At 47.9% G+C, this 20,465-nt stretch carries 25 protein-coding genes; 2 read left to right on the top strand and 23 right to left on the bottom strand.

The features are described from left to right. Window positions 1-5: 5 nt before the first annotated feature. The 6 genes from MHM93_RS03660 to MHM93_RS03635 all read right to left on the bottom strand — a co-directional run bounded on the left by MHM93_RS03660 (window position 6) and on the right by MHM93_RS03635 (window position 5,715). Entirely contained in the window at window positions 6-989 is a 984-nt protein-coding gene (locus MHM93_RS03660) for an FHA domain-containing protein (protein ID WP_045979202.1), read from the bottom strand. Between the two features lie 111 nt (window positions 990-1,100). Continuing rightward, complete coding sequence (gene alr, locus MHM93_RS03655; protein ID WP_239448094.1) at window positions 1,101-2,186, bottom strand: alanine racemase; 1,086 nt, start codon at window positions 2,184-2,186, stop codon at window positions 1,101-1,103. 5 nt (window positions 2,187-2,191) lie between these two features. Then, window positions 2,192-3,571: a replicative DNA helicase gene (dnaB, locus tag MHM93_RS03650; protein ID WP_022945637.1), complete on the bottom strand. Its 1,380-nt coding sequence runs from the start codon at window positions 3,569-3,571 to the stop codon at window positions 2,192-2,194. Between the two features lie 129 nt (window positions 3,572-3,700). Next, window positions 3,701-4,654 (bottom strand): DUF4097 family beta strand repeat-containing protein, encoded by a 954-nt coding sequence (locus MHM93_RS03645; RefSeq protein ID WP_239448093.1) that lies wholly within the window; start codon window positions 4,652-4,654, stop codon window positions 3,701-3,703. A gap of 10 nt (window positions 4,655-4,664) precedes the next feature. After that, complete coding sequence (locus MHM93_RS03640; protein ID WP_239448092.1) at window positions 4,665-5,159, bottom strand: hypothetical protein; 495 nt, start codon at window positions 5,157-5,159, stop codon at window positions 4,665-4,667. Further along, window positions 5,152-5,715, bottom strand: coding sequence for a sigma-70 family RNA polymerase sigma factor (locus tag MHM93_RS03635; RefSeq protein WP_239448091.1), 564 nt, complete (start codon window positions 5,713-5,715; stop codon window positions 5,152-5,154). The genes MHM93_RS03640 and MHM93_RS03635 overlap by 8 nt, the downstream gene beginning before the upstream one ends. Window positions 5,716-5,910: 195 nt before the next feature. Here MHM93_RS03635 and MHM93_RS03630 point away from each other — a divergent pair, with 195 nt between their 5' ends. Both MHM93_RS03630 and yidD read left to right on the top strand, forming a co-directional pair. Next, entirely contained in the window at window positions 5,911-6,378 is a 468-nt protein-coding gene (locus MHM93_RS03630; RefSeq protein WP_239448090.1) for a hypothetical protein, read from the top strand. 43 nt (window positions 6,379-6,421) lie between these two features. Further along, a complete protein-coding gene (yidD, locus tag MHM93_RS03625; protein ID WP_239448089.1) occupies window positions 6,422-6,781 on the top strand; it encodes a membrane protein insertion efficiency factor YidD in 360 nt (119 codons plus the stop codon). Window positions 6,782-6,874: 93 nt separating this feature from the next. Here yidD and MHM93_RS03620 read toward each other — a convergent pair whose 3' ends face one another. The 17 genes from MHM93_RS03620 to hflK all read right to left on the bottom strand — a co-directional run bounded on the left by MHM93_RS03620 (window position 6,875) and on the right by hflK (window position 20,378). After that, complete coding sequence (locus MHM93_RS03620; protein WP_239448088.1) at window positions 6,875-7,516, bottom strand: collagen-binding domain-containing protein; 642 nt, start codon at window positions 7,514-7,516, stop codon at window positions 6,875-6,877. Between the two features lie 38 nt (window positions 7,517-7,554). Next, window positions 7,555-8,535, bottom strand: coding sequence for a hypothetical protein (locus MHM93_RS03615; protein WP_239448086.1), 981 nt, complete (start codon window positions 8,533-8,535; stop codon window positions 7,555-7,557). Then, window positions 8,532-9,056 (bottom strand): type II secretion system protein, encoded by a 525-nt coding sequence (locus MHM93_RS03610; protein WP_239448085.1) that lies wholly within the window; start codon window positions 9,054-9,056, stop codon window positions 8,532-8,534. The genes MHM93_RS03615 and MHM93_RS03610 overlap by 4 nt, the downstream gene beginning before the upstream one ends. Further along, window positions 9,053-9,463: a prepilin-type N-terminal cleavage/methylation domain-containing protein gene (locus MHM93_RS03605; RefSeq protein WP_130144452.1), complete on the bottom strand. Its 411-nt coding sequence runs from the start codon at window positions 9,461-9,463 to the stop codon at window positions 9,053-9,055. The genes MHM93_RS03610 and MHM93_RS03605 overlap by 4 nt, the downstream gene beginning before the upstream one ends. Beyond that, on the bottom strand, window positions 9,454-9,948 hold the full coding sequence (locus MHM93_RS03600) for a GspH/FimT family pseudopilin (protein ID WP_239448083.1): 495 nt from the start codon (window positions 9,946-9,948) through the stop codon (window positions 9,454-9,456). The genes MHM93_RS03605 and MHM93_RS03600 overlap by 10 nt, the downstream gene beginning before the upstream one ends. Further along, window positions 9,923-10,348, bottom strand: coding sequence for a type IV pilin protein (locus MHM93_RS03595; RefSeq protein ID WP_151173488.1), 426 nt, complete (start codon window positions 10,346-10,348; stop codon window positions 9,923-9,925). Before MHM93_RS03595 ends, MHM93_RS03600 begins: the two co-directional genes overlap by 26 nt. Window positions 10,349-11,007: 659 nt before the next feature. Beyond that, window positions 11,008-11,460 (bottom strand): 50S ribosomal protein L9, encoded by a 453-nt coding sequence (rplI, locus tag MHM93_RS03590; RefSeq protein WP_022945626.1) that lies wholly within the window; start codon window positions 11,458-11,460, stop codon window positions 11,008-11,010. Between the two features lie 35 nt (window positions 11,461-11,495). Next, on the bottom strand, window positions 11,496-11,723 hold the full coding sequence (gene rpsR, locus MHM93_RS03585; protein ID WP_022945625.1) for a 30S ribosomal protein S18: 228 nt from the start codon (window positions 11,721-11,723) through the stop codon (window positions 11,496-11,498). Window positions 11,724-11,734: 11 nt separating this feature from the next. Continuing rightward, window positions 11,735-12,064, bottom strand: a complete 330-nt coding sequence (gene priB, locus MHM93_RS03580; protein ID WP_022945624.1) for a primosomal replication protein N — start codon at window positions 12,062-12,064, stop codon at window positions 11,735-11,737. A gap of 18 nt (window positions 12,065-12,082) precedes the next feature. After that, window positions 12,083-12,424 (bottom strand): 30S ribosomal protein S6, encoded by a 342-nt coding sequence (rpsF, locus tag MHM93_RS03575; protein ID WP_022945623.1) that lies wholly within the window; start codon window positions 12,422-12,424, stop codon window positions 12,083-12,085. Between the two features lie 235 nt (window positions 12,425-12,659). Next, entirely contained in the window at window positions 12,660-13,397 is a 738-nt protein-coding gene (gene rlmB, locus MHM93_RS03570; RefSeq protein ID WP_022945622.1) for a 23S rRNA (guanosine(2251)-2'-O)-methyltransferase RlmB, read from the bottom strand. Window positions 13,398-13,406: 9 nt separating this feature from the next. Further along, window positions 13,407-15,809, bottom strand: a complete 2,403-nt coding sequence (gene rnr / locus MHM93_RS03565; RefSeq protein ID WP_239448081.1) for a ribonuclease R — start codon at window positions 15,807-15,809, stop codon at window positions 13,407-13,409. Between the two features lie 77 nt (window positions 15,810-15,886). After that, window positions 15,887-16,492, bottom strand: a complete 606-nt coding sequence (locus MHM93_RS03560; protein WP_235045749.1) for a tetratricopeptide repeat protein — start codon at window positions 16,490-16,492, stop codon at window positions 15,887-15,889. A gap of 132 nt (window positions 16,493-16,624) precedes the next feature. After that, the gene (locus MHM93_RS03555; RefSeq protein ID WP_239448079.1) at window positions 16,625-17,941 is read right to left on the bottom strand and encodes an adenylosuccinate synthase; all 1,317 of its coding nucleotides are present in this window, start codon (window positions 17,939-17,941) and stop codon (window positions 16,625-16,627) included. 114 nt (window positions 17,942-18,055) lie between these two features. Further along, on the bottom strand, window positions 18,056-18,250 hold the full coding sequence (locus MHM93_RS03550; protein ID WP_239448077.1) for a DUF2065 domain-containing protein: 195 nt from the start codon (window positions 18,248-18,250) through the stop codon (window positions 18,056-18,058). 68 nt (window positions 18,251-18,318) lie between these two features. Beyond that, a complete protein-coding gene (gene hflC, locus MHM93_RS03545) occupies window positions 18,319-19,197 on the bottom strand; it encodes a protease modulator HflC (RefSeq protein ID WP_022945617.1) in 879 nt (292 codons plus the stop codon). A 2-nt stretch (window positions 19,198-19,199) separates the two neighbouring features. Further along, window positions 19,200-20,378: an FtsH protease activity modulator HflK gene (hflK, locus tag MHM93_RS03540; protein ID WP_022945616.1), complete on the bottom strand. Its 1,179-nt coding sequence runs from the start codon at window positions 20,376-20,378 to the stop codon at window positions 19,200-19,202. Window positions 20,379-20,465 lie beyond the last annotated feature (87 nt).

Here is a 20,465-nt window from a genome sequence, read left to right as displayed (position 1 = left end):
TTTACCTAGTTGGAGGATGCGCGTTTAACCGACTCTTCGAGTTGGTGGCCTTTATATATTTCGAAATTACTGGCGCTAAAGCGCACCTTACGTAGTTTACGCTCGATGATACTATCGGCATCCTCTATATGCGCAAGGGCATCGCTAAATTGCTTACGGGCGCGGTGAATTTGAATATTTAGATAGCGAGAATCGATACCCAAATCGCGGGCTATTACTTCAGTTTCGACCCAACCTTGACTGAGCTCATGTACGCCGTTGGCGGCATCTTGAGCCTTGTAACGGGCCAAATTCAACGTCAGATAATGATGGCAACGCTCGTGCAAATCAATTTCCTCACCTGGGCCTCTGACCGTAAGCTCTGCAGACTCTTCATCTAGGGTAAGGTGAAAAATAAAGTTTAAGTCGGCTAACTGGGTATTGCTCACATCGCGCAGCGCTGTGGCTTCTTCCAAATGGCTTAAATGCAATTGATAGCTTCGCTGGCTATCACTGAGCTGATCGTTCTCTATTAAAATAGTGTGATCAAGCATCGGCCCATCCAGGTGCTCAAAGCACCAAAAACCACTTTCACGTTGGTTAAATACGGCTATTTCTGGGGACTCTTCAGGGATAAGGTTATAATTTGCTAAGCAAATAAACTCCGAAGTAGGCTTGGCATATTCATCAAGAACGATCAATAAGTCTTGCGGCTTGTCTAAGTTCGCAACTTTGAATTGCTTGCCATCATTTCCCGGCAGAGCAATCACATCATGAAGCTTAAGCGTTTGGCTGTGATCTTTATCTAAGCGTTTGCTATTAAGCCAAGTGCCGTTACGGCTGAGGTCACGAACCTGCCATTCATTCCCCTGCCATTCAATGATGGTATGAATTTTTGACACGCTAGGGTCGCTAATCAGCGTGTCTACACTGTACTGAAAACGCCCAAAGCTATGGTGGGCGTGCAAATAGATCACATTGTCCGTATCCGCTTCGATAAGGTAAGCCATAATCGCTCCAAGCGCCTTTTGTACCTAATTATTATTATAAGGGATGAGTGGCTTATTCTCTGCTTTTTTCGAACAAAAATAAACAGCTGCTTAACAATCGTGGGAATAGTATCAGCTTGATGCGATATATTGATAACTAACGCGCGGGGTAATATTGCATAGAAGTTCATAAGCGATGGTGTCGGCGCAGGCGGCAATTTCTTCAATGGCTAACTCGCGTCCCCACATAATGGCCTCATCACCCACTGCAACAGCGCTGGGGTTTGGGCCAATATCAACGGTGATCATATCCATAGACACACGCCCAACCAACGGGTAACGCTGCGCGTTTATAAGCACAGGCGTGCCATTTTGAGCATGACGCGGATAGCCGTCTCCATAGCCAATGGCCACCACCGCCAGGTAGGTATCTTTGTCGGCTCGCCAGTGCCCACCATATCCCACTGGCTCGCCCTGGCGTACCGGACGCACGGCAATCACTTCGCTACTTAGCGTCATCACGGGAGTCAGCTGCAGTTGCGCAGAAAAAGTATTTTTCACGGGCGAGACACCATACATCATCAACCCTGGGCGCACCCAGTCACCGTGACTTTGCGGATAATTAATGATGGCGGCAGAATTAGCCAAACACAGCGGCTCAGGTTTATCGGCTACTAAGGTTTGAAATAACTGCAGCTGAGTCTCATTGTAGGCATCCTGATTGTCATCTGCACAAGCAAAGTGAGTCATTAGATTTACTTCATCTTGCACATATGGACAATCTTTCAACCGGCGATAGAAGGTATTGATGCTGTCTGGGTTTATGCCCAAACGATGCATGCCGGTGTCTACTTTTAACCATACTTTAATGGCCCCTGCTAACTGGGCTTGCTCTAGGGCTTCAAGCTGGTATTCGTCATGCACCACTGTTTGGAAGTTATTAGCCAACATAATTTCGATATCGCTGGCTTTAAAAAACCCTTCCAGCAGCACGATGGGCTTAGTAATACCACCGGTGCGCAGGGCCAGAGCCTCTTCAATGCGAGCAACGGCAAAGGCATCGGCATCGGCGAGCTGTTGCGCAATAGGCACTAAACCATGGCCATAGGCATTGGCTTTGAGCACGGCCATTACTTGGCTATCAGGGGCAAGGCTTTTAACACGCGCTAAATTAGCGCGCAGGGCACAAAAATCAATGGTTGCGGTTGCCAACGCCATAGTGGTTAATACTCGTCGTCCATCGCCGGGCCAGCGTAATTATCAAAGCGTGAGTATTGCCCTTGGAAGGTTAACCTGACCTTACCAATAGGACCATTCCGCTGCTTACCAAGGATAATCTCCGCAGTACCTTTATCTGGGCTGTCTTCGTTGTACACCTCATCACGGTAGATAAACATGATTAAGTCGGCGTCCTGCTCAATTGACCCCGATTCACGCAAATCCGAGTTAACTGGGCGCTTATCAGCACGTTGTTCAAGTGTCCGGTTCAGCTGCGAAAGCGCCACAACAGGGCACTCGAGTTCCTTCGCCAGTGCTTTTAATGAGCGCGATATTTCGGCAATTTCTAAGGTGCGGTTGTCCGATAAGCTTGGTACCCGCATTAATTGCAGGTAGTCGACCATGATCATGCTAATGCCACCGTGGTCGCGGGCAATTCGCCGCGCGCGTGAGCGCACATCGGTAGGAGTTAGGCCTGAGGCATCATCAATGTACATTTTGCCTTTTTCAATCAACAAGCCCATGGTTGAGGACAAGCGTGCCCAATCCTCGTCGTCCAGCTGGCCCGTTCTCACCTTGGTTTGGTTTATGCGCCCGAGCGAGGCGAGCATACGCATCATGATTTGCTCTGAGGGCATCTCCAACGAGTAAATAAGCACCGGCTTATCTTGGGTCATCGCCGCATGTTCGGCCAAGTTCATGGCAAACGTGGTTTTACCCATGGATGGGCGCGCTGCAACAATGACTAAGTCCGAGGGCTGTAAACCCGCAGTCATCTGATCAAGGTCAGAGTAACCGGTACTGACTCCCGTAACCCCGTCTTGTGGCGACTGGTAAAGCTCTTCAATTTTATCCACGGTCTTTTCTAAGATAGTGTGGATATTTTGCGGCCCTTCAGTACTTTTAGTGCGCTGTTCAGCAATTTTGAATACTTTGCTTTCTGCAAAGTCGAGCAAATCATGGCTGCCGCGCCCTTCGGGGTTAAACCCGGCTTCGGCAATTTCATTGGCAACACCAATCATTTCGCGGATCACCGCCCGCTCACGCACAATAGCAGCATAAGCGCTAATGTTAGCGGCACTGGGAGTGTTTTTAGCTATTTCACCGAGGTAAGCAAAGCCACCCACACTGTCGAGTTGATTGTTTTTCTCTAACGACTCAGAAATAGTGATCAGATCGATAGGCTGGCTGTCTTCAACCAAGCGCTCCATAGCCTCAAAAATCAGTCTGTGGGTACGCGTATAAAAGTCCTGAGCCACGACCAACTCAGCAACACGGTCAAAGGCCTCATTATCGAGCATTAACCCACCAAGCACGGATTGCTCGGCTTCAATGGAGTGGGGAGGAACTTTTAGGCTATCAACCTGTTTATCTATTTTTGCCATACATACTCAAAAGGCGGGGTGAATGGCTTTATTTTATCGGCTTGGCATCGCAGTGCAACAACTGCTTCGCTTTTTTGCTGACTGGTAAACAAGAAAAATAGCGAGCCCTAAGGGCTCGCCGAGGTTGGGTTAGTTTTTACGTAGGTGGGTGTTGCCACTAATGGTGGTTACTTGCACTTCGGCTTCGCCTTGGCCTAGTGTGAAGTGCAGGCTTTCACCTGTACCATACTTGGCTTCCACGGCTTTATCATCGCTCAGTTCGTTGCGAATATCGCCGCCAGCATGGGCTTCTAAATCAAACCGTGCTGACAGATCGCTGGGTAGGTAGAGGTCTAAATCACCACTGACGCTCTCGGCGCGGATTTGCCCGTCGGCATGAAGCTTCGCCACACGGACCTCAAGCTCGCCATTGACGGTATTAATTTTTAAGCTACCTAGAGCTTGGGCATTGAGCTGTAGATCACCGTTGACGTTTTCAAAGCGGATATCTTCAGCGCGGGTGCTCGATTCCACGTCGCCATTGACTAAGGTCATTTGTAATTGCCCTTGTGAATCAAGGTCGTTGATATCACCGTTGACGGTTTGATAACGGATCTCTCCAGCTAGGTTTACGCCATCAATATCGCCATTGACGGTCTCTAAACTCAACTTGCCCTGTAACTGCTTGGCGTCAATATCGCCATTCACCGTTTCTACACGGGTATCATTGTGCAGTTCACTGACCATCACATCAACGCTCACCCCTTCCATCACTAAGGCACTGGCATGGGGCATGTGTATGGTTAACTTAGACCCCTCGTCATTATCATTATTATGCCCCCAACCTTGATTGTAGCGTTTGGGCATATCAACAATAAAATCAGTACGCTGACCACGGTTCTCAAGGGTATAGCCCTCGGCTTTGTCATCCAGCTCGCCGGTCACTTTAAAAGTGTTTTTATCCCAACCTTTGATAATGACTTCGCCACGTTGGTTATCGATATAAATACGGCCATCCTTTGGCACGTCGAGTTGCTCATCAATTTTTTCGCCAGCGAAGGCCAAAACCGGGGCTAGCGCTAATGTATAAATAATTGCTTTCATTGTTATGCTCCTAAATACGCTGTAATACTGCGCCCTGCTTGGGCTGGTGTACGTTGTTAATTAAATTCAGTTGTTGTTGATAAACCTGCGCGAGCATATTAAGCAAAGCGCGATTGTTAGGTTGTTCTTCAAGCGCAGTTTTGATTGCTTGCTCCGCTTGCTCGAGCTCTTGTAATTGCTGTTGCCAATTATCGGTCAGCGCCGGTTGTGCTTGATACTGCACCAGTAGGCTCTGCTTTTGCTGCTCGAATACATCGCTTATCACTGCGAATTGGTTACTCGGTTGCGAGCCTTGTTGGCTTGGTAAATTGAACCCGATTACGGCGACTAAAATGGCAGCGGCGGCACTACCCAAAGCTGGTTTAAACCAGCTTTTATCGGCTGTATGCGTGTGCGCATTAATACCCTGCTCAATACCGGGCCAAAGATCGCGCTCCGGGCTGATCTCTTTTTGCTGTTGTTGCAGCTGCTGGTTTAGAAACTGCTCAAAATCAGGTTTACTCATGCTCGTACCACTCCTTTAACAGCCCTCGGGCGCGATGATATTGTGACTTTGAAGACCCCACCGCCATATTCATAATCTTGGCTATCTCTTCATGGCGATAGCCCTCTACTGCGTGCAAAACAAAAACTTGTCGTGCCCGTTCAGGCAGCCGCACTATGAGCTGGTCAAGACCGTTAAGCTCATGGCATTGAGCCACTTGCTCATGCTCCATGCCTTGCTCTTCACTGCTTACGACGCGTTGCAGCCAGTTTTTTTGTTTGCGTAAATGGCTAATGGCAATATTACTGGTTACGCGGTGCAACCAAGTACTAAATTGTGCTTTGCCATCAAAGCTATGTATTTTTTGCCACAACTGCACAAACACCTCTTGGCTCACATCCTCCGCCTGAGTGGTGTCAGCCGCCAAACGCAAACACAAGGCATAAACTCGCTTAATATGCTGCTGATACAGCAGGGCAAAGGCCTGCTGATTGCCCTTTTTCACTTGTTGTATCAGTTCTGCCTCGCTTGGCGGCGGTGGTGCGGTTGCCCTTGCCTCTGCGGCATGACCCTGCATGCGATATATCCTGTTGTTGTTATTCGCTTTGTTAATGTATTAGACGCGCACTAAAGTACAAAGGGTTTAAATGGGTTTTAAATTTTTTTATTTATTTTTTTAGCGTGCACTGAAAGTGTAAGGACATTGGATTTTTAGGGCGTATAGGATAATCTTGTGGTGCAAGGAATACGCAGCAATAACGGAGATTCAAGGATGATAGACGAAATACAGCCCAACTATGCCAGCTATTCAATAGACGAACTTGAAGACGCATTAAGGCACGTGGACAGCGAGGCCTACCCGCAAAGAGTGCAAGCGATTAAGCAAGAGCTACAAATCAAACGCGCACAACATACTGCCGCTAAACAAGCTAACACTGAGCACTCAGATAATGAGCAGTTTTTTAAATGCCCGTCTTGCCTTAAGTCCATTAGCTTTTTCTCTAAAGCGGCAAACTCTTGGGGGAAAACCAAAACATGCCCGCATTGCGGCGCGCACTTCGAGGTTCGCATGAACTATGTTGCTTTGGCTATTGCCGTGGTGCCTTTGGTGTTCGTGCATCGCCTGCTATTCATACCGATTTTAGTGGCGATGGGGCTACCTGGCGCTATCGGCATGGGTGTTGTCACCGGCACGGCTATGGCCTTGTCGATGCGCTTTAAAAAGCCCTCTCAGGATTAATTTATGGCAAACGCTCTACGGGAAAACTTATAAAGGCCTACATTTGAATAACATAGCAATCATCGTGATACGCTTGTACCAACGCTTTGTCTCCCCTTACAAAGGATTTCGTTGCGCCCATGCGTGCTTACATAAAGGTGCATCTTGCTCTAACGCCGTCCTTGCCATAGTAGAGCAACACGGCTTTTTCCGTGGTTATGCCAATATCAAAGCACGATTGCATGCCTGTAAATTGGCCCACGCCACACTGCAACTCAACGCTCAAGAAGATAGCAACAAACGCAAAAAGAAAGAAGACCGCCATGACTGCTGCGACCCATCCGCAGCATGTGACGCAGCCAGCTGTGCTGGTAAAGGTAAGCATTGCGACTTAGCCGAGCTACCTTGCAGTTGTTGGCCTTAGATGCAAATACTGGCTTTTACCTCACGCATAGATGCAATGCACTAAAAAGCCCCTTTATAGGGGCTAGATTGGTAGTAGGGATAGTTAAACTCGCTAAGGTGATAGCTCCTCCGGGGTTTTATACTGCCAGCCAAGGAATATCACTCGGCGCTGACCACCTAAATTTCCACCTTGTGACTTTTTCAGCGCGGTGTCGTAATGAATATCACCATCACCACATACACTGACCCTTTTCCCCCGAATGGCGCCGTACAACTCACCACTGGCACCAAACTTTACATTGCTATAGGGTGCATAAATAGTTCCGTACATTTGCCCCGTGCCCGATAGCTCAACACCAAAGTTGCCCCCGCATTGGGTTGCTGTGGAGTTATCTTGATACCCAGAATACAGACTGAAAGGCGGTAGCTTGTTGCTATTAAGTGTTTTCTTGAGCACGTTAACGGGTTGCTGAATTTGACTTTTACCTTGAACAAATAACGTCAAACTTGCACCTTCATTGATATTTAGCGCGCTGTCACCATTGGCTGTAAGCTTGAAATCGCCATTAATGTAAAAAACGACATTTCCCTTTGCAATCGTCAATTCAGCTCCATCAATAGTCAGCTTATCTAGAAAGTATACCGACTCGTATTGCCGCCCCAATATGGAAGTTGAGGTTGGCATGTAGATAGAACCCAAACTATCACGGCCTTGTTCGTCGTCGAATTGTGCATGACTACCCCACCCTGTCACACTAAGTCCCTGACGAGGTAACTTTTGCTGCAGTTTTGCTAATTCAGAGGGCAACGAGTAAGGATCACAGTTGGTGTCTGGGTCTTTAGGGTCGTGGTTAGGATCCGCGCTGTTACTGGCAGGAACAGCGGGAACGGCAACAGTTTGGTGATAAGGCGCACCTTTATAATTAGTGTCGGCGATAGAGTCTTTATTATTTTCTTCCGTGGTATTGTTACCACCCCTAATATATGGCGCCCCTGATAGGTAACACTGCCTTTTGCCAAAATATCCCCGCCAATTCGCGTTTTCGCAGGAAAACCAGGCGGTATCGTATAATCTCCTGAGCTACCGCCACTGACATCAATATCGCCATTGGCATGAACAGTCCCGGATATAAATCCTGCTCCGGTAATGTTGATGTTTCCTGTTGCACGGACATCACCCCACGTGGAAGACCCCCCACTGACAACGATATCCGCATTGGGTGAAATCGTTTTTACATGCGCCTGGGTTGAGGCATTGCTGCGATCGTACTGGCCATTAAGCTGCTGCGAATCATAGCTATCTATGTTCCCCCCCGCTGAATTTAAGACTCCATCACAGCCAACTATGGCGGTGTTAAAAGGGGCATAGCCACCGTTGCTGGTAACGGCGTATCTGGCCACTAAATTAGCCTCTGCTTCACCAGCATAACGCTCTCCTAACGCAGCAATTTCCAGCTCACCCGCGCCATTTTTATTTAGCTGTGCACGATACTTTAGGTCTCCCTTATGAATGGAGCCACTGTGTGCTTGCTCAGTTTGCGCTACGAGTTCGTCAATATCAGCATCAGGGTTTGCATGCAGTTGCTGCTGCACTTTCTCAACCTGAGCAAAAACGGCTCGTTCAGACATCATCCGCGCATTAACTTTCTTCTGAAAGTTGCCACTGAGGCGCTCTTGCACGATGCTGTCTTTTAGTGAAGTAAATACCACCACGCCAGCGACCACGGTTAATAACATCACACTGACTAGAGTGAAGCCCTGCTGTTGCTTCATGAACTTGCTCCATATAGTTCACTTAAAATTAATCGCGACGCTGCAATATCGATTTGTACTTGGCCTCCAAACTGCTGCGGCAGTCCCTGAGGAGTAACATTAATAGTGGTGAGCTTGGTGGTCGCATCATAGCTAAAGCTGAGCGCCGTCACACCGGTCAGGATGTCTTCGCCGCCAGCGCCCATATCACACTGTATACGCCCATCAACCAAGCGGTATTGCTCAATATAATCAGCGCTAGGCGTGGTGCCCAAACACGATAAAACGCCCGCCTGTTGCTGAACCCGCAGCGTACTGCCATCAGCACTGACCACAGGCGAAAATGGGGTTTGTTTAAGGCTGCGAGTAAGCACCTGAGAAGTGAAACGAACCACCTCTTGAGCATTTTCTAGCTCTTTAGTCGCACTTACAGTGCCTTTGATAGTGGCATAAGAAAGCCCAACGCCAGCGATTAAAAAGCTACCTACGGCTAAAGCAACCATTAGTTCAACTAAAGTAAAACCTAAATGAGCGCGTTTCATAAACCACACTCCGCAGCTGAAAGCGTTGGATATTGAGCAAAAATGCGCAACTTAGATTGCAGACCATCATCAAGGCGGCTATCTGGCCATTGCACTTCAATGGCTAAATCGTCGTTAAAATTAGCGGGAAAGGTAATGCTGTAGTCATCAATTTGCGGTGCCAAGGTGGTGTTTTTGAAGTTGCCGTTAAAACCACCGCCATGCTTGAGCGTGCATAAATTTGGCCAGATGCGCTCTGCAGCGTTGTTGGCCTGTACAATGGCCATGGTGTAGTTGAAGCTGCTCGTCGCATACTGCAATGACTTGAGCTGTGCGCTGCCCAGCCCCAACAAGGCAATGGCTGCAATCGCCACCGATACCATAATCTCTAATAACGAAAAGCCAGACTGTATTGCTTTTACACGCATGCTTCACCTTCCTCAGCTAACCAGCTTTGGCCGCTGCGTAGAACGCATAAGCGATAGTCCGTGGTACTGGCATCATTGTCAGTGATCAATATATTAGCGGCGTTGTTAAGCTCACCAGTGATGGCAACAATGCGGTTAGGCAGCGCAATCGTTAGCGAGCTATGTTGCTTGGTAAAAGCTCTTAGCACGGCTTCATTCGCTTCACCTGGGTTGGCTATCACTTGCCACTGTTCGGCTGTAGCGCGCAAATTAATGGCTCGCTCACGCTTAACAGCTTCGCTGCGAGCGAACTTAAACACACTATGAAGTTGGTTCGCGTGATTGACAATGCGGTCTTGCTTTATGAACTGTATATACGACGGCGTGGCGATAATGGCGGCGATAGCGATGATTGCTACCACCACCATTAACTCAACTAAAGTAAAGCCTAGGGCTGAATATCTTCCTTGATGCATTGGGTTAGTTCCCCCAACAATCGTCGTCATCACCACCGCTAGCGCGTTGCTGACCGACTTCGTTGATACTCAGGGTGCCACACTCGTCACCACTCTGTGCAGCTTTGGGAATAGCCCGCAAGGTAAACTTTTTAGCATCATAATGTGCGCCGCCGCTACTAGAGATAGTTGGCTGCGGGGCATACCGCAAGGTGTAATAATCAGATGTAGGGAGGGTAAAGTTACTAGGGTATCCGCCCATACGAGAATATGTACGTTCAAGCACGGCAACAACTTGCAGCATATTTTGCTGCATGTCCGCACGGCGACCTTTTTCCATATACTCGCTGTAGGCTGGCATCGCCACTGCATACAAAATACCGATAATAGCGACCACTATCATCATTTCTATCAGGGTAAAACCGCGTTGTAGCATTCCTTGTAAGCGCATTGTTTTGCCTAGAGTTTTATTAAGACTGGGTTAAGATATAATGACAACGCTGTCAAAGTCAACTTATGGTGTTGTCGCACATTGACAGCCAGCATATCGTGACGAAAAACTTTAATAAAAATATTTTTGTTACTAATCATAAGCTTAAATTAAACCTATTAACTTAATAAAGTAATCAGTAACAAGTGAAAGTTCCGGCTATTAATACTTTTCAACTTAATCGTCCCTAAATTAGATATTAGTAATACAATATCACAATAAACATTTAGTGCAATAACTCTAAATATACTTTTACAGGGTAATCATGCTAATTACGTCTAAACAAACAGGCCTTTCCTTCCACTATCACCTTTAAAGGTGATAGTAGAAATGAATCAGTGTTCATTTTGGCCGAAACGAAAGAAATCGAGCAGATAGGCAGAGCCTGTCAGGTTGAAACCTGACCTACAAAAGTCAACCTTTTTGATTCACGCTGTCGATCAAGACTTTTTGTGGAATGCGCTTGAAACAACGAATAGGACTGCAGGCGGGTATAAGAAAGAACAGCTTCACTGTCGCCGCTTGAGGATGACAAGCTCTGCAAGAAACGAGCAATGTCAACATCAGACAGGCATAAAAAAACCGCGCCTAAGCGCGGTCTTTATAAAGCTAATCGACGATTAAGCTTCAGCAATAACGATCACTTTGATAGAAGCCATCACTTCTGCGTGAACTTGGATTGCTACGTCGAATTCACCTGTTTCACGGATAGTACCGTTAGGTAGGCGAACTTCTGATTTAGCTACTTCGATGCCCGTTGCAGAGATCGCATCAGCGATATCACGAGTACCGATTGAACCAAATAGTTTACCTTCGTCACCAGCTTTAGAAACTAGCGTCACTTCTGCAAGTGCTTCAAGTTTCTCAGCGCGAGCTGTAGCAGCAGCTAGCTCTTCAGCGATTTTCGCTTCAAGCTCAGCACGACGTGCTTCGAAAGTTTCGATGTTAGCTTTAGTTGCAGGAACTGCCTTACCTTTCGGGAACAGGAAGTTACGTGCGAAACCAGATTTAACAGAAACCTGGTCACCTAGGCCACCTAGGTTTGCGATCTTGTCTAGTAGAATAACTTGCATGTCTCTACACCTTTTAAAAACTGTTAATCCGCTGCTTACTTGTGTAAGTCAGTGTATGGAAGAAGGGCTAGGTAGCGAGCACGCTTGATAGCAGTTGCTAGCTGACGCTGATACTTAGCGCTAGTACCTGTGATACGGCTAGGTACGATTTTGCCACTTTCGGTAACATAGTTTTTAAGAGTAGCTAGATCTTTATAATCGATTTGTTTTACGCCTTCCGCTTTGAAGCGGCAGAACTTACGACGTCTGAAGTAACGTGCCATGAGTATTTTCCTCAATTAATTCTTTCAATTTGCTGAGCATGCAGCACCAGTTGACTGAGACCATTTCGGCCTTGGTGGCGGTTTAAAAACCCCCGCACTCGCACTGACTGCTCAACTTGCAAATATTGTGTTGCTGATTGATGCTCCGAACCACTTGCTACCACCTGAATACGCACATAACTTTGACGGTTTAGTTGCGCTTCAACCTGTATTGAACGGTGCTCTAGCACGAAAATACAGTGGGGTACACCGGCCGGGCTTTGACTGAACTTAGGGGCCTTACAAACAGTGCCACCTAATTCGACTAGATTGAGCGCTTGCTCACTAGGCGTTTCAGCCATTACAACCACGCAGAACGATTAAGCTTCAGCAGCTTCTTTTTTCTCTTCTTTTGCAAGAGGAGAAGCTTCAGTTACTGCATCTTTAGTGCGCATAACTAGGTTACGAAGCACTGCATCGTTGTAGCGGAAAGAAGTTTCAAGCTCGTTGATTACTTCAGTAGGTGCTTCAACGTTCATTAGAACATAGTGTGCTTTGTGAAGCTTTTCGATTGGGTAAGCCAGTTGACGGCGGCCCCAGTCTTCTAGACGGTGAATCTTACCGCCAGCTTCAGTGATAGAACCAGTATAACGCTCGATCATACCAGGAACTTGTTCACTTTGATCTGGATGAACCATGAATACGATTTCGTAATGACGCATGGGTATTCCTTACGGTTAATATAGCCTTCCACCGTTTCGGCCGGTCGGTTTAAGGCAAGGAATTAATGTAAAATGGCCGAAATGAGCGCGTATTCTACGCATTGTTGGCAAATTAAGCAACTTAAAAGAAGGCGAATACAGGCAAATTACACCTGATTGATGTGAGGTAATGACATAGAATATGGAGTCAGGCACACACCTTACAATATCAAGGGGGGTGCATGCCTAACTGGCGTTATGCGCTTCGCTGTCTGAGCACTTCAAACAAGCTAATGCCAGTCGCGACCGAGACATTTAGGCTAGATACCGTGCCCACCATTGGAATTTTCACCAGCACATCACAATGTTCACGCGTTAAACGGCGCATCCCATCGCCCTCAGCTCCCATGACCATGGCGATAGGGCCGGTGAGGTTGGCATCAAACAAGGTGGTATCGGTCTCTCCTGCCGTGCCGACAACCCACACCCCCGCGTCTTTAATTTCACGCAAGGTCCGTGCGAGGTTAGTCACTTGCACTAACGGCACCACTTCGGCGGCGCCACAAGCGACCTTTCGTACCGTCGCATTTAACTTCGCCGACTTATCCTTAGGCACGATAACCGCGTGCACACCGGCAGCGTCCGCACTACGCAGGCAGGCCCCCAAATTGTGAGGGTCGGTGATGCCATCTAAAACCAATAAAAAGGGCGTTTGCTCTCGGCTGATAATGGCGTCTAAATCACGCTCGTTATATTGTTTACCTTGGCGGACTCGAGCAATAATACCTTGATGCTGTTCGCCTCGGGCTTTGTCATCCAGCGCTTTACGCTGCATAAACTGCACCGAAATACCGAATTGCCGAGCCTGATTGATCAACGCATTTAGACGCTTATCATCGCGCCCTTTTAAAGCATACAGTTCAATGAAGCGCTCGGGCTCGCGGCTGAGGATGGCTTCGACACTATGAAAACCAAAGATTAATTCGTTACTCACTGGGACTCTCTACTTTTTCGTTTTCTTACGAGCATTTTTACCTGCTCGTGACTTTTTCTTGCTTTTACTGGCCTTTACGTTTTTGCCAGCTGTTGCTTTTTTGTCTTTAGAGGCTTTCTTTTTACCGCCACTTTTCTTACCACCGGGTGTTGGCTTCTTGCCTTTTCCTGGGATATCGCCCGCTTTAAGCTTATCGCGTACCGAAGGCTTTTTAGCCTTGCGCCGAGCATAACGATCGGGCTCTTGTTGCGCCAGGGCAAGATTAATACGGCGCTCTTCTAAAGAAACCGAAGCCACTTGCACCGATATTTTATCACCCATGCGATACACAGTACGACTGTGCTCACCGACAAGGCAATGTTTGGCGCCATCGAAGTGGAAAAATTCATCACCCAGGTTAGCAATATGAACCAGGCCGTCTATTTGCAGGTCATCTAAGCGCACAAACAAGCCAAAATTAGTGACCGACGAGATAACCCCGCCAAAGTGCATGCCAACATGATCTTGCATATACTCGCACTTCAACCAATCAGCGACTTCACGTGTCGCATCATCAGCGCGGCGCTCGGTCATCGAGCACTGCTCACCGAGTTGATCCGCTTCATCATCGTTGTATTCATACTCACCACTGGTTTGCTGCCCTTGCGCTTTGAGTATGGCCTTGATAGCGCGATGTACGACCAAATCGGGATAACGGCGGATTGGCGAGGTAAAGTGCGCATAAGCAGGCAGTGCCAAACCAAAGTGACCAATGTTGTCAGGCTGATAAACGGCTTGCTTCATCGCTCGCAGCAACATCGTTTGAATCAGTCCCAACTCTGGGCGATCGGCTAATTTGTCGATGGCAGCGGTAATCTCCGCTGGCTCGGGAGAATCCCCAAAGGGGTTCTCTATGCCGAGTTCACCAAGGAACTGGCGAAAGTGTCCAAGCTTCTCACTGTCCGGCTCATCATGCACACGATACAAGGCACTGGCCTCGTGCTTTTCTAGTAATCGCGCCGCTGACACGTTCGCTAAAATCATGCATTCTTCGATAAGCTTATGGGCGTCGTTACGCACAACGGGTACTATAGACTCAATTTTGCGCTGCGCGTTAAACACAAACCGTGTTTCCAGGGTTTCAAACTCAATGGCACCACGCTCTTGGCGCGCCGCTTTTAGCGCCATATACATCTGCTGCAAATCTTGCAGATGACCCACTAGGGGCGCGTACTCTTCACGCAATTTTTCATCGCCTTCTAAAATTGCGTGCACCTTGGTGTAGGTAAGGCGGGCATGCGAGTTCATCAGTGCTTGATAAAAACGATAGCCTGAGAGCTTACCGGCTGCGGAGACGGTCATTTCCGCAACCATACACAGGCGGTCGACCTTCGGGTTCAGTGAGCACAAGCCATTGGATAGCACCTTAGGGAGCATGGGAATAACTTGCTCAGGGAAGTACACTGAGTTACCGCGATTAATCGCTTCTTGATCTAAAGGGGAGCCTTTTTGCACGTAATGGGAGACATCAGCAATCGCCACCCATAGGCGCCAACCACCGGACTTTTTGCGCTCACAAAATACAGCGTCATCAAAATCTCGGGCATCTTCGCCATCAATGGTGACCAAGGGCAAATGACGCAGGTCAACGCGCCCTTGTTTGTCTTGCTCTGCCACCTGCTCGCCTAAAGGAGCCACCTGCTCCTCAACTTCTTGTGGCCACTGGTGAGGGATTTCGTGATTTCGCAGCGCCACCTCAATTTCCATACCCGGTGCTAAATGCTCACCGAGCACCTCTGTGACCTTGCCAACCGCATTCATGTGGCGGCTTGGGCTTTGGGTGATCTCAATTTGCACCATTTGGTTGTGGCGCGCGCCTTTTTCTGCCCCAGGGACAATAATGATATCTTGCGTAATGCGTGGGTCTTCTGGCACAACCACAGCCATACCATGCTCAACAAAGTAACGGCCAATGATTGGCGCACGCTCGCCTTCAAGTACTTTCACAATGCGTGCTTCAACCTTGCCACCTTGGCCACGTGAGCCCGCTTTAGCTAACACTACATCGCCATGTAACACGGTGTTCATTTGGTGACGAGCAATAAACCAGTCTTTAGGTTCACCTTCGACTTGCAAAAAACCAAAGCCATCACGGTGGCCAATGACCTTACCTTTGACTAAGCCACTATCATCGGGAATAACGTAGCATTTGTGCTTATTGAAATGCAGCTGCCCTTCACGCTCCATGGCGCGCAGGCGGCGCTTAAAGGCTATTTGACGCTCACTGTCATATACATCCAACTCGGAACAAAGTTGGCTGAAATTAGCAGGCTTAGCGCGTTTTTTAATGTGGTCGAGGATGAACTCGCGGCTGGGGACGGGGTTTTCGTATTTTTGCTGTTCTCTATCGAGGTATGGATCCTGTTTGGTCATTCAATAACTTATACGGTGACTTATGGTGTTATTTTAACCCATATCGGGAAAAGGCAACAGGTAAATACTGTTAAACTTTATTGATCAACGGGTAATCGTGCCCGTGCAACCACGCTATCGGGCATTTTTTGCGCCAATTTACTTAACTGCGCACCAATTTTCTTGTGTAGATTGCGATCTGCAACTTGGGTATGAAACAGCCAGCGATAAGCATCTTCATAGTCGCGTGGACTGCCGTAGCCCTGATTAAACAGCTTTACCAAACGCATTTGCGCTGGCAGGTTGCCTTGTGCAGCGGCTTCACGCAAATACACGATAGCCATGGCTTTATCGGCCTGAACTAAGCGGCCAATATCATAGTAGCGTCCCAGCTGCTCTAACGCCTCGGCTAAGCCCTGCTCAGCGGCTTGGCGCATGTAGTAAACACCTAAGTCCACATCTCGTTCAACGCACACATTGTAAGCGAGCATATCACCGTAGAGGAACTGATAACTGGGCAACTTCATTTTACTCGCGCGCGCGGCAATATCTTGCACAAGTTGGCAATCATCATCCTGCACCCGCTTTAAATGGGCGTTTTTACGTATTAATTTAACCAACTCATCCTGTGTATACAGCTGTACGGCCTCTAACGGCTCTGCCGCATGAGCTGTGGTGCTGAGCACACTGGTCAGTAATAACATGGTTAACAAATGGCGCATGACGCTCCTTTGACGAATCAACTCTCTCATCAATTTATAGCAAAACCAGTGCCAAAATTGGTATATGCAGGCACAAAAAAAGCTGCCGCAGCAGCTTTTTTTCACACCCTACGCTTATTCAGCAAATGGGTTGCGCACAATCATGGTTTCAACACGATCAGGGCCGGTTGAAATAATATCAACCGGAACACCGGTGATTTCTTCAACACGCTTGATATAGTCGATTGCCGCTTTAGGCAAGTCTTCAACACGAGTAACACCGAAGGTGTTATCGCTCCAGCCTGGCATTTCTTCATACACTGGCGTGACTTTTTCGTAGCCTTCAGCAGCAAGCGGTGTGACGTTAGTAACGGTGCCGTCTTCAAGCTGATAACCAGTACAAATATTAATAGTTTCGAGGCCATCAAGTACGTCCAGTTTGGTCATACAGAAGCCTGAGATGCTATTGATTTGTACCGCACGGCGCATAGCCACAGCATCAAACCAACCTGTACGGCGCAAACGGCCGGTCGTAGCACCAAACTCGTGGCCTTTTTCGCCAAGGTGTTTACCCACTGGGTCTTGCTTATCAACGCCATCATAAAGCTCTGTTGGGAATGGACCTGAACCCACACGCGTAGTGTAAGCTTTAACAATACCCAACACATAATCTAGATTCAGCGGGCCAAAACCAGCTCCTGTCGCCACCCCACCGGCGGTGGTGTTAGATGAAGTAACATATGGGTATGTACCGTGGTCGATATCCAGCAACGTGCCTTGTGCACCTTCGAACAGGATGTTGTCGCCTTTTTCACGGGTCTGATCCAATAGCTCAGTCACATCAACAACCATCGATTTCAGGATATCCGCCACAGCCATGGCATCATCAAACGTCTTTTGGAAGTCGACTGGCTCAACTTTGTAGTAGTTTTCTAAAGTGAAGTTGTGGTACTCAAGAATTTCGCGCAACTTATTGGCAAACTGCTCAGGGTTGAACAAGTCACCAACGCGAAGACCACGGCGTGCAACCTTGTCTTCATACGCAGGACCAATACCACGGCCTGTGGTACCAATAGCTTTAGCGCCACGCGCCTTTTCACGAGCCATATCAAGCTCAACGTGATACGGCAGAATAAGCGGACACGCTTCAGAGATAAGCAGACGCTCGCGCACCGGTACGCCACGCTCTTCAAGCATGGTAATTTCTTTCATCAATGCGTCGGGGGCCAGAACTACGCCATTACCGATAACACATTTTACGTTGTCACGTAGCACACCCGACGGGATCAGGTGTAGAACTGTTTTCTCGCCATCAATCACCAAAGTGTGACCAGCATTGTGCCCACCTTGATAACGGACCACTAAAGATGCTTTATCTGTAAGGAGGTCTACGACCTTTCCTTTCCCCTCGTCACCCCACTGGGTGCCTAGTACAACGACGTTTTTACCCATTGCAAATTCACTTAGAAAAAATTAGGCGCAGATTTTATCAGAAAAGCCGGGGGCAGATCACCCCGTTTTGGTTATTTTTTCCGCTAATAGAAAATTCATTGCTAGCTCAGCAAGCTAGACGAGGTTAAAAAGGTGGAACAGAAGCGCGCCAGTGAGGATTAAGATGATACCCACCACTTTCAAGGTGCGTTCATCACTGCCAGCTAGCTGCGCCATGTATGCACGCCACTTTTTTGGAAACAGTGCTGGGCCTAGCCCTTCAAAAATAAGCATAAGCGCAAAGGCGCTTACTAACAATTGCCAGCTCATTAGACTCTCTCAGTGACAAAAAAGCCCCGAGGCGATGGCACTCGGGGCTATTACTGACTATGACGAGATTACTGTGGTTCTGCGTTCTTCATGTACTTGAAGAATTCACCATCAGGCTCAATCACCATCACGTCTTGCTTGTTTTTAAAGGTTTTCTTGTATGCATCTAAGCTACGCAAGAAACCAAAAAACTCAGGGTCTTTGTTATAAGCGTTGGCGTAGATTTTTGCCGCCTGTGCATCACCCTGACCACGTACAGAACGCGCATTACGCTCAGCATCGGCGAGCATAACCGTCACCCGACGGTCCACTGAGGCACGGATTTCTTCCGCTTTCTCTTGACCTTCAGAACGGTGCTCTTTCGCTACAGCGGTACGCTCAGCACGCATACGTTGGTAAATAGAATTACTCACCTCGTCTGGCAGGTTAATTTGTTTAACCCGTACGTCGAGGACTTCAATTCCGAGCTCGCGCGCACTTTCAGAGGCTTGAACCAAAGCTTCTTCCATTAACTCACTACGCTCACCAGAAACAATTTCTTTGATTGTACGCGCACCGAAGTTGGTACGAAGGCCATTGTTTACTTTTTGCTTTAGTAACGTTTCAGCGTAATTTTTATCGCCACGGGTACGTAGGTAAAAATCACTGAAGTTTTGTACTCGCCACTTCACGTAAGAATCAACGATAAGGTCTTTTTTCTCACTGGTTACGAAGCGATCCGGGGTTCCATCTAGGGTTTGAATACGCGCATCGAGCTTACGCACTTGCGCCACGAAAGGCACCTTAAAGTGCAAGCCTGGCTCATACACCACAGCGTTGTCGGTATCGTCCTTTTGTACTTTAGAGAATAACAACACAATAGCGCGCTGCCCTTCTGGTACTACAAACACCGAAGAAAACGAAAGTACTACTGCAGCAATAATGAGGATTATACTAAAATTTCTCACTGCTATCTTCCTCCGTTAAAGCGGTCTTTAGAGAAACGATCATTGCCAGAATTTACTTGGCTGTTACGCGATGCATTGGCACCTAACTTGTTGCGTAAGTCTTGAATGCTATTAGCGCTAGGCAAGGTGATTTTTTGCCCTGACTGATGCTTATCTAGCAGTTTGTCCAGCGGTAGATACATCATGTTGTTGCCACCTTCGACATCAACAAGCACCTTCGTGCTGCTGCCTAGTACTTGCTCCATAGTCTCTAGATACAAGCGTTGGCGGGTCACATCTTTCGCTGCTGCATATTCAGGCAATAGCTTTTCAAAACGAGCCACCTCACCTTGTGCTTCCAAGGTAACGCGTTCACGGTAGCCTTCAGCTTCTTGGGTCATACGCGTTACTTGACCACGGGCACGTGGCTCAATTTCACGGGCATACGCCTCAGCTTCGCGGATAAAACGCTCTTCATCCTCTTGCGCAGCGATAGCATCATCGAACGCATCTTTTACTTCAGCAGGTGGGCGTGAGTCTTTAAAGTTCACGTCGGTCACTATCAGGCCAAGGTTATATGGTTCGATAATGTCGTTAAGCTCATCCCAGGTGTTTTGACGCACAATTTCACGACCTGTAGTGAGTACCTGGTCCATTTGCGAGTGGCCCACAACATAACGTAGAGCACTGTCCAATGCCTGCTGCAGGCTGTGATCAGCGTCAGTTACACTGTACTTGTAAAGATAAGGGTCAACCACACGGTACTGCACTTCAAACTCAACGCTCACGACGTTTTCATCTTCGGTGAGCATAAAACCGGAAGCAGACAGCGAACGCACTGCCTCAATATCAACAGGGATAACACGCTCGATAAAGGTCGCTTTCCAGCGTAAACCGGGCTGTGCAATACGGTCAAACTTACCGAATTGTAGTACCACACCTCGCTCGGCTTCTTTGACGGTGTAGAAGCCACTTAAGCCCCAGATGATCGCAGCAATTACCAGCACGATAAGCAATCCAACGCCGCCTAAACCGCCGTTTTTATTGTTACCGCCTCCTTTTTTACCACCAAACAAGCCACCAAACTTATCGCTGTACTTTTTCAGTACTTCGTCTAAATCTGGCGGTCCTTGGTCACGACCACCTTTATTATTCCAAGGATCTTTGTCGTTGCCATTGTTACCCGGCTCGTTCCAGGCCATAGCCATACTCCATAGTTATCAATGTTTGTTGCTAGGGGTAATGCTATCGCAGCATTACCGTTGTTGTCATACTTAGTCGACAGATTT

Origin of the sequence: Pseudoalteromonas sp. MM17-2, from assembly GCF_022347945.1 — a bacterium.
GTDB lineage: Bacteria > Pseudomonadota > Gammaproteobacteria > Enterobacterales > Alteromonadaceae > Pseudoalteromonas > Pseudoalteromonas ruthenica.
Note: the sequence above shows the minus strand (reverse complement) of the source record. Positions and strands in the feature narration are given on the sequence as shown.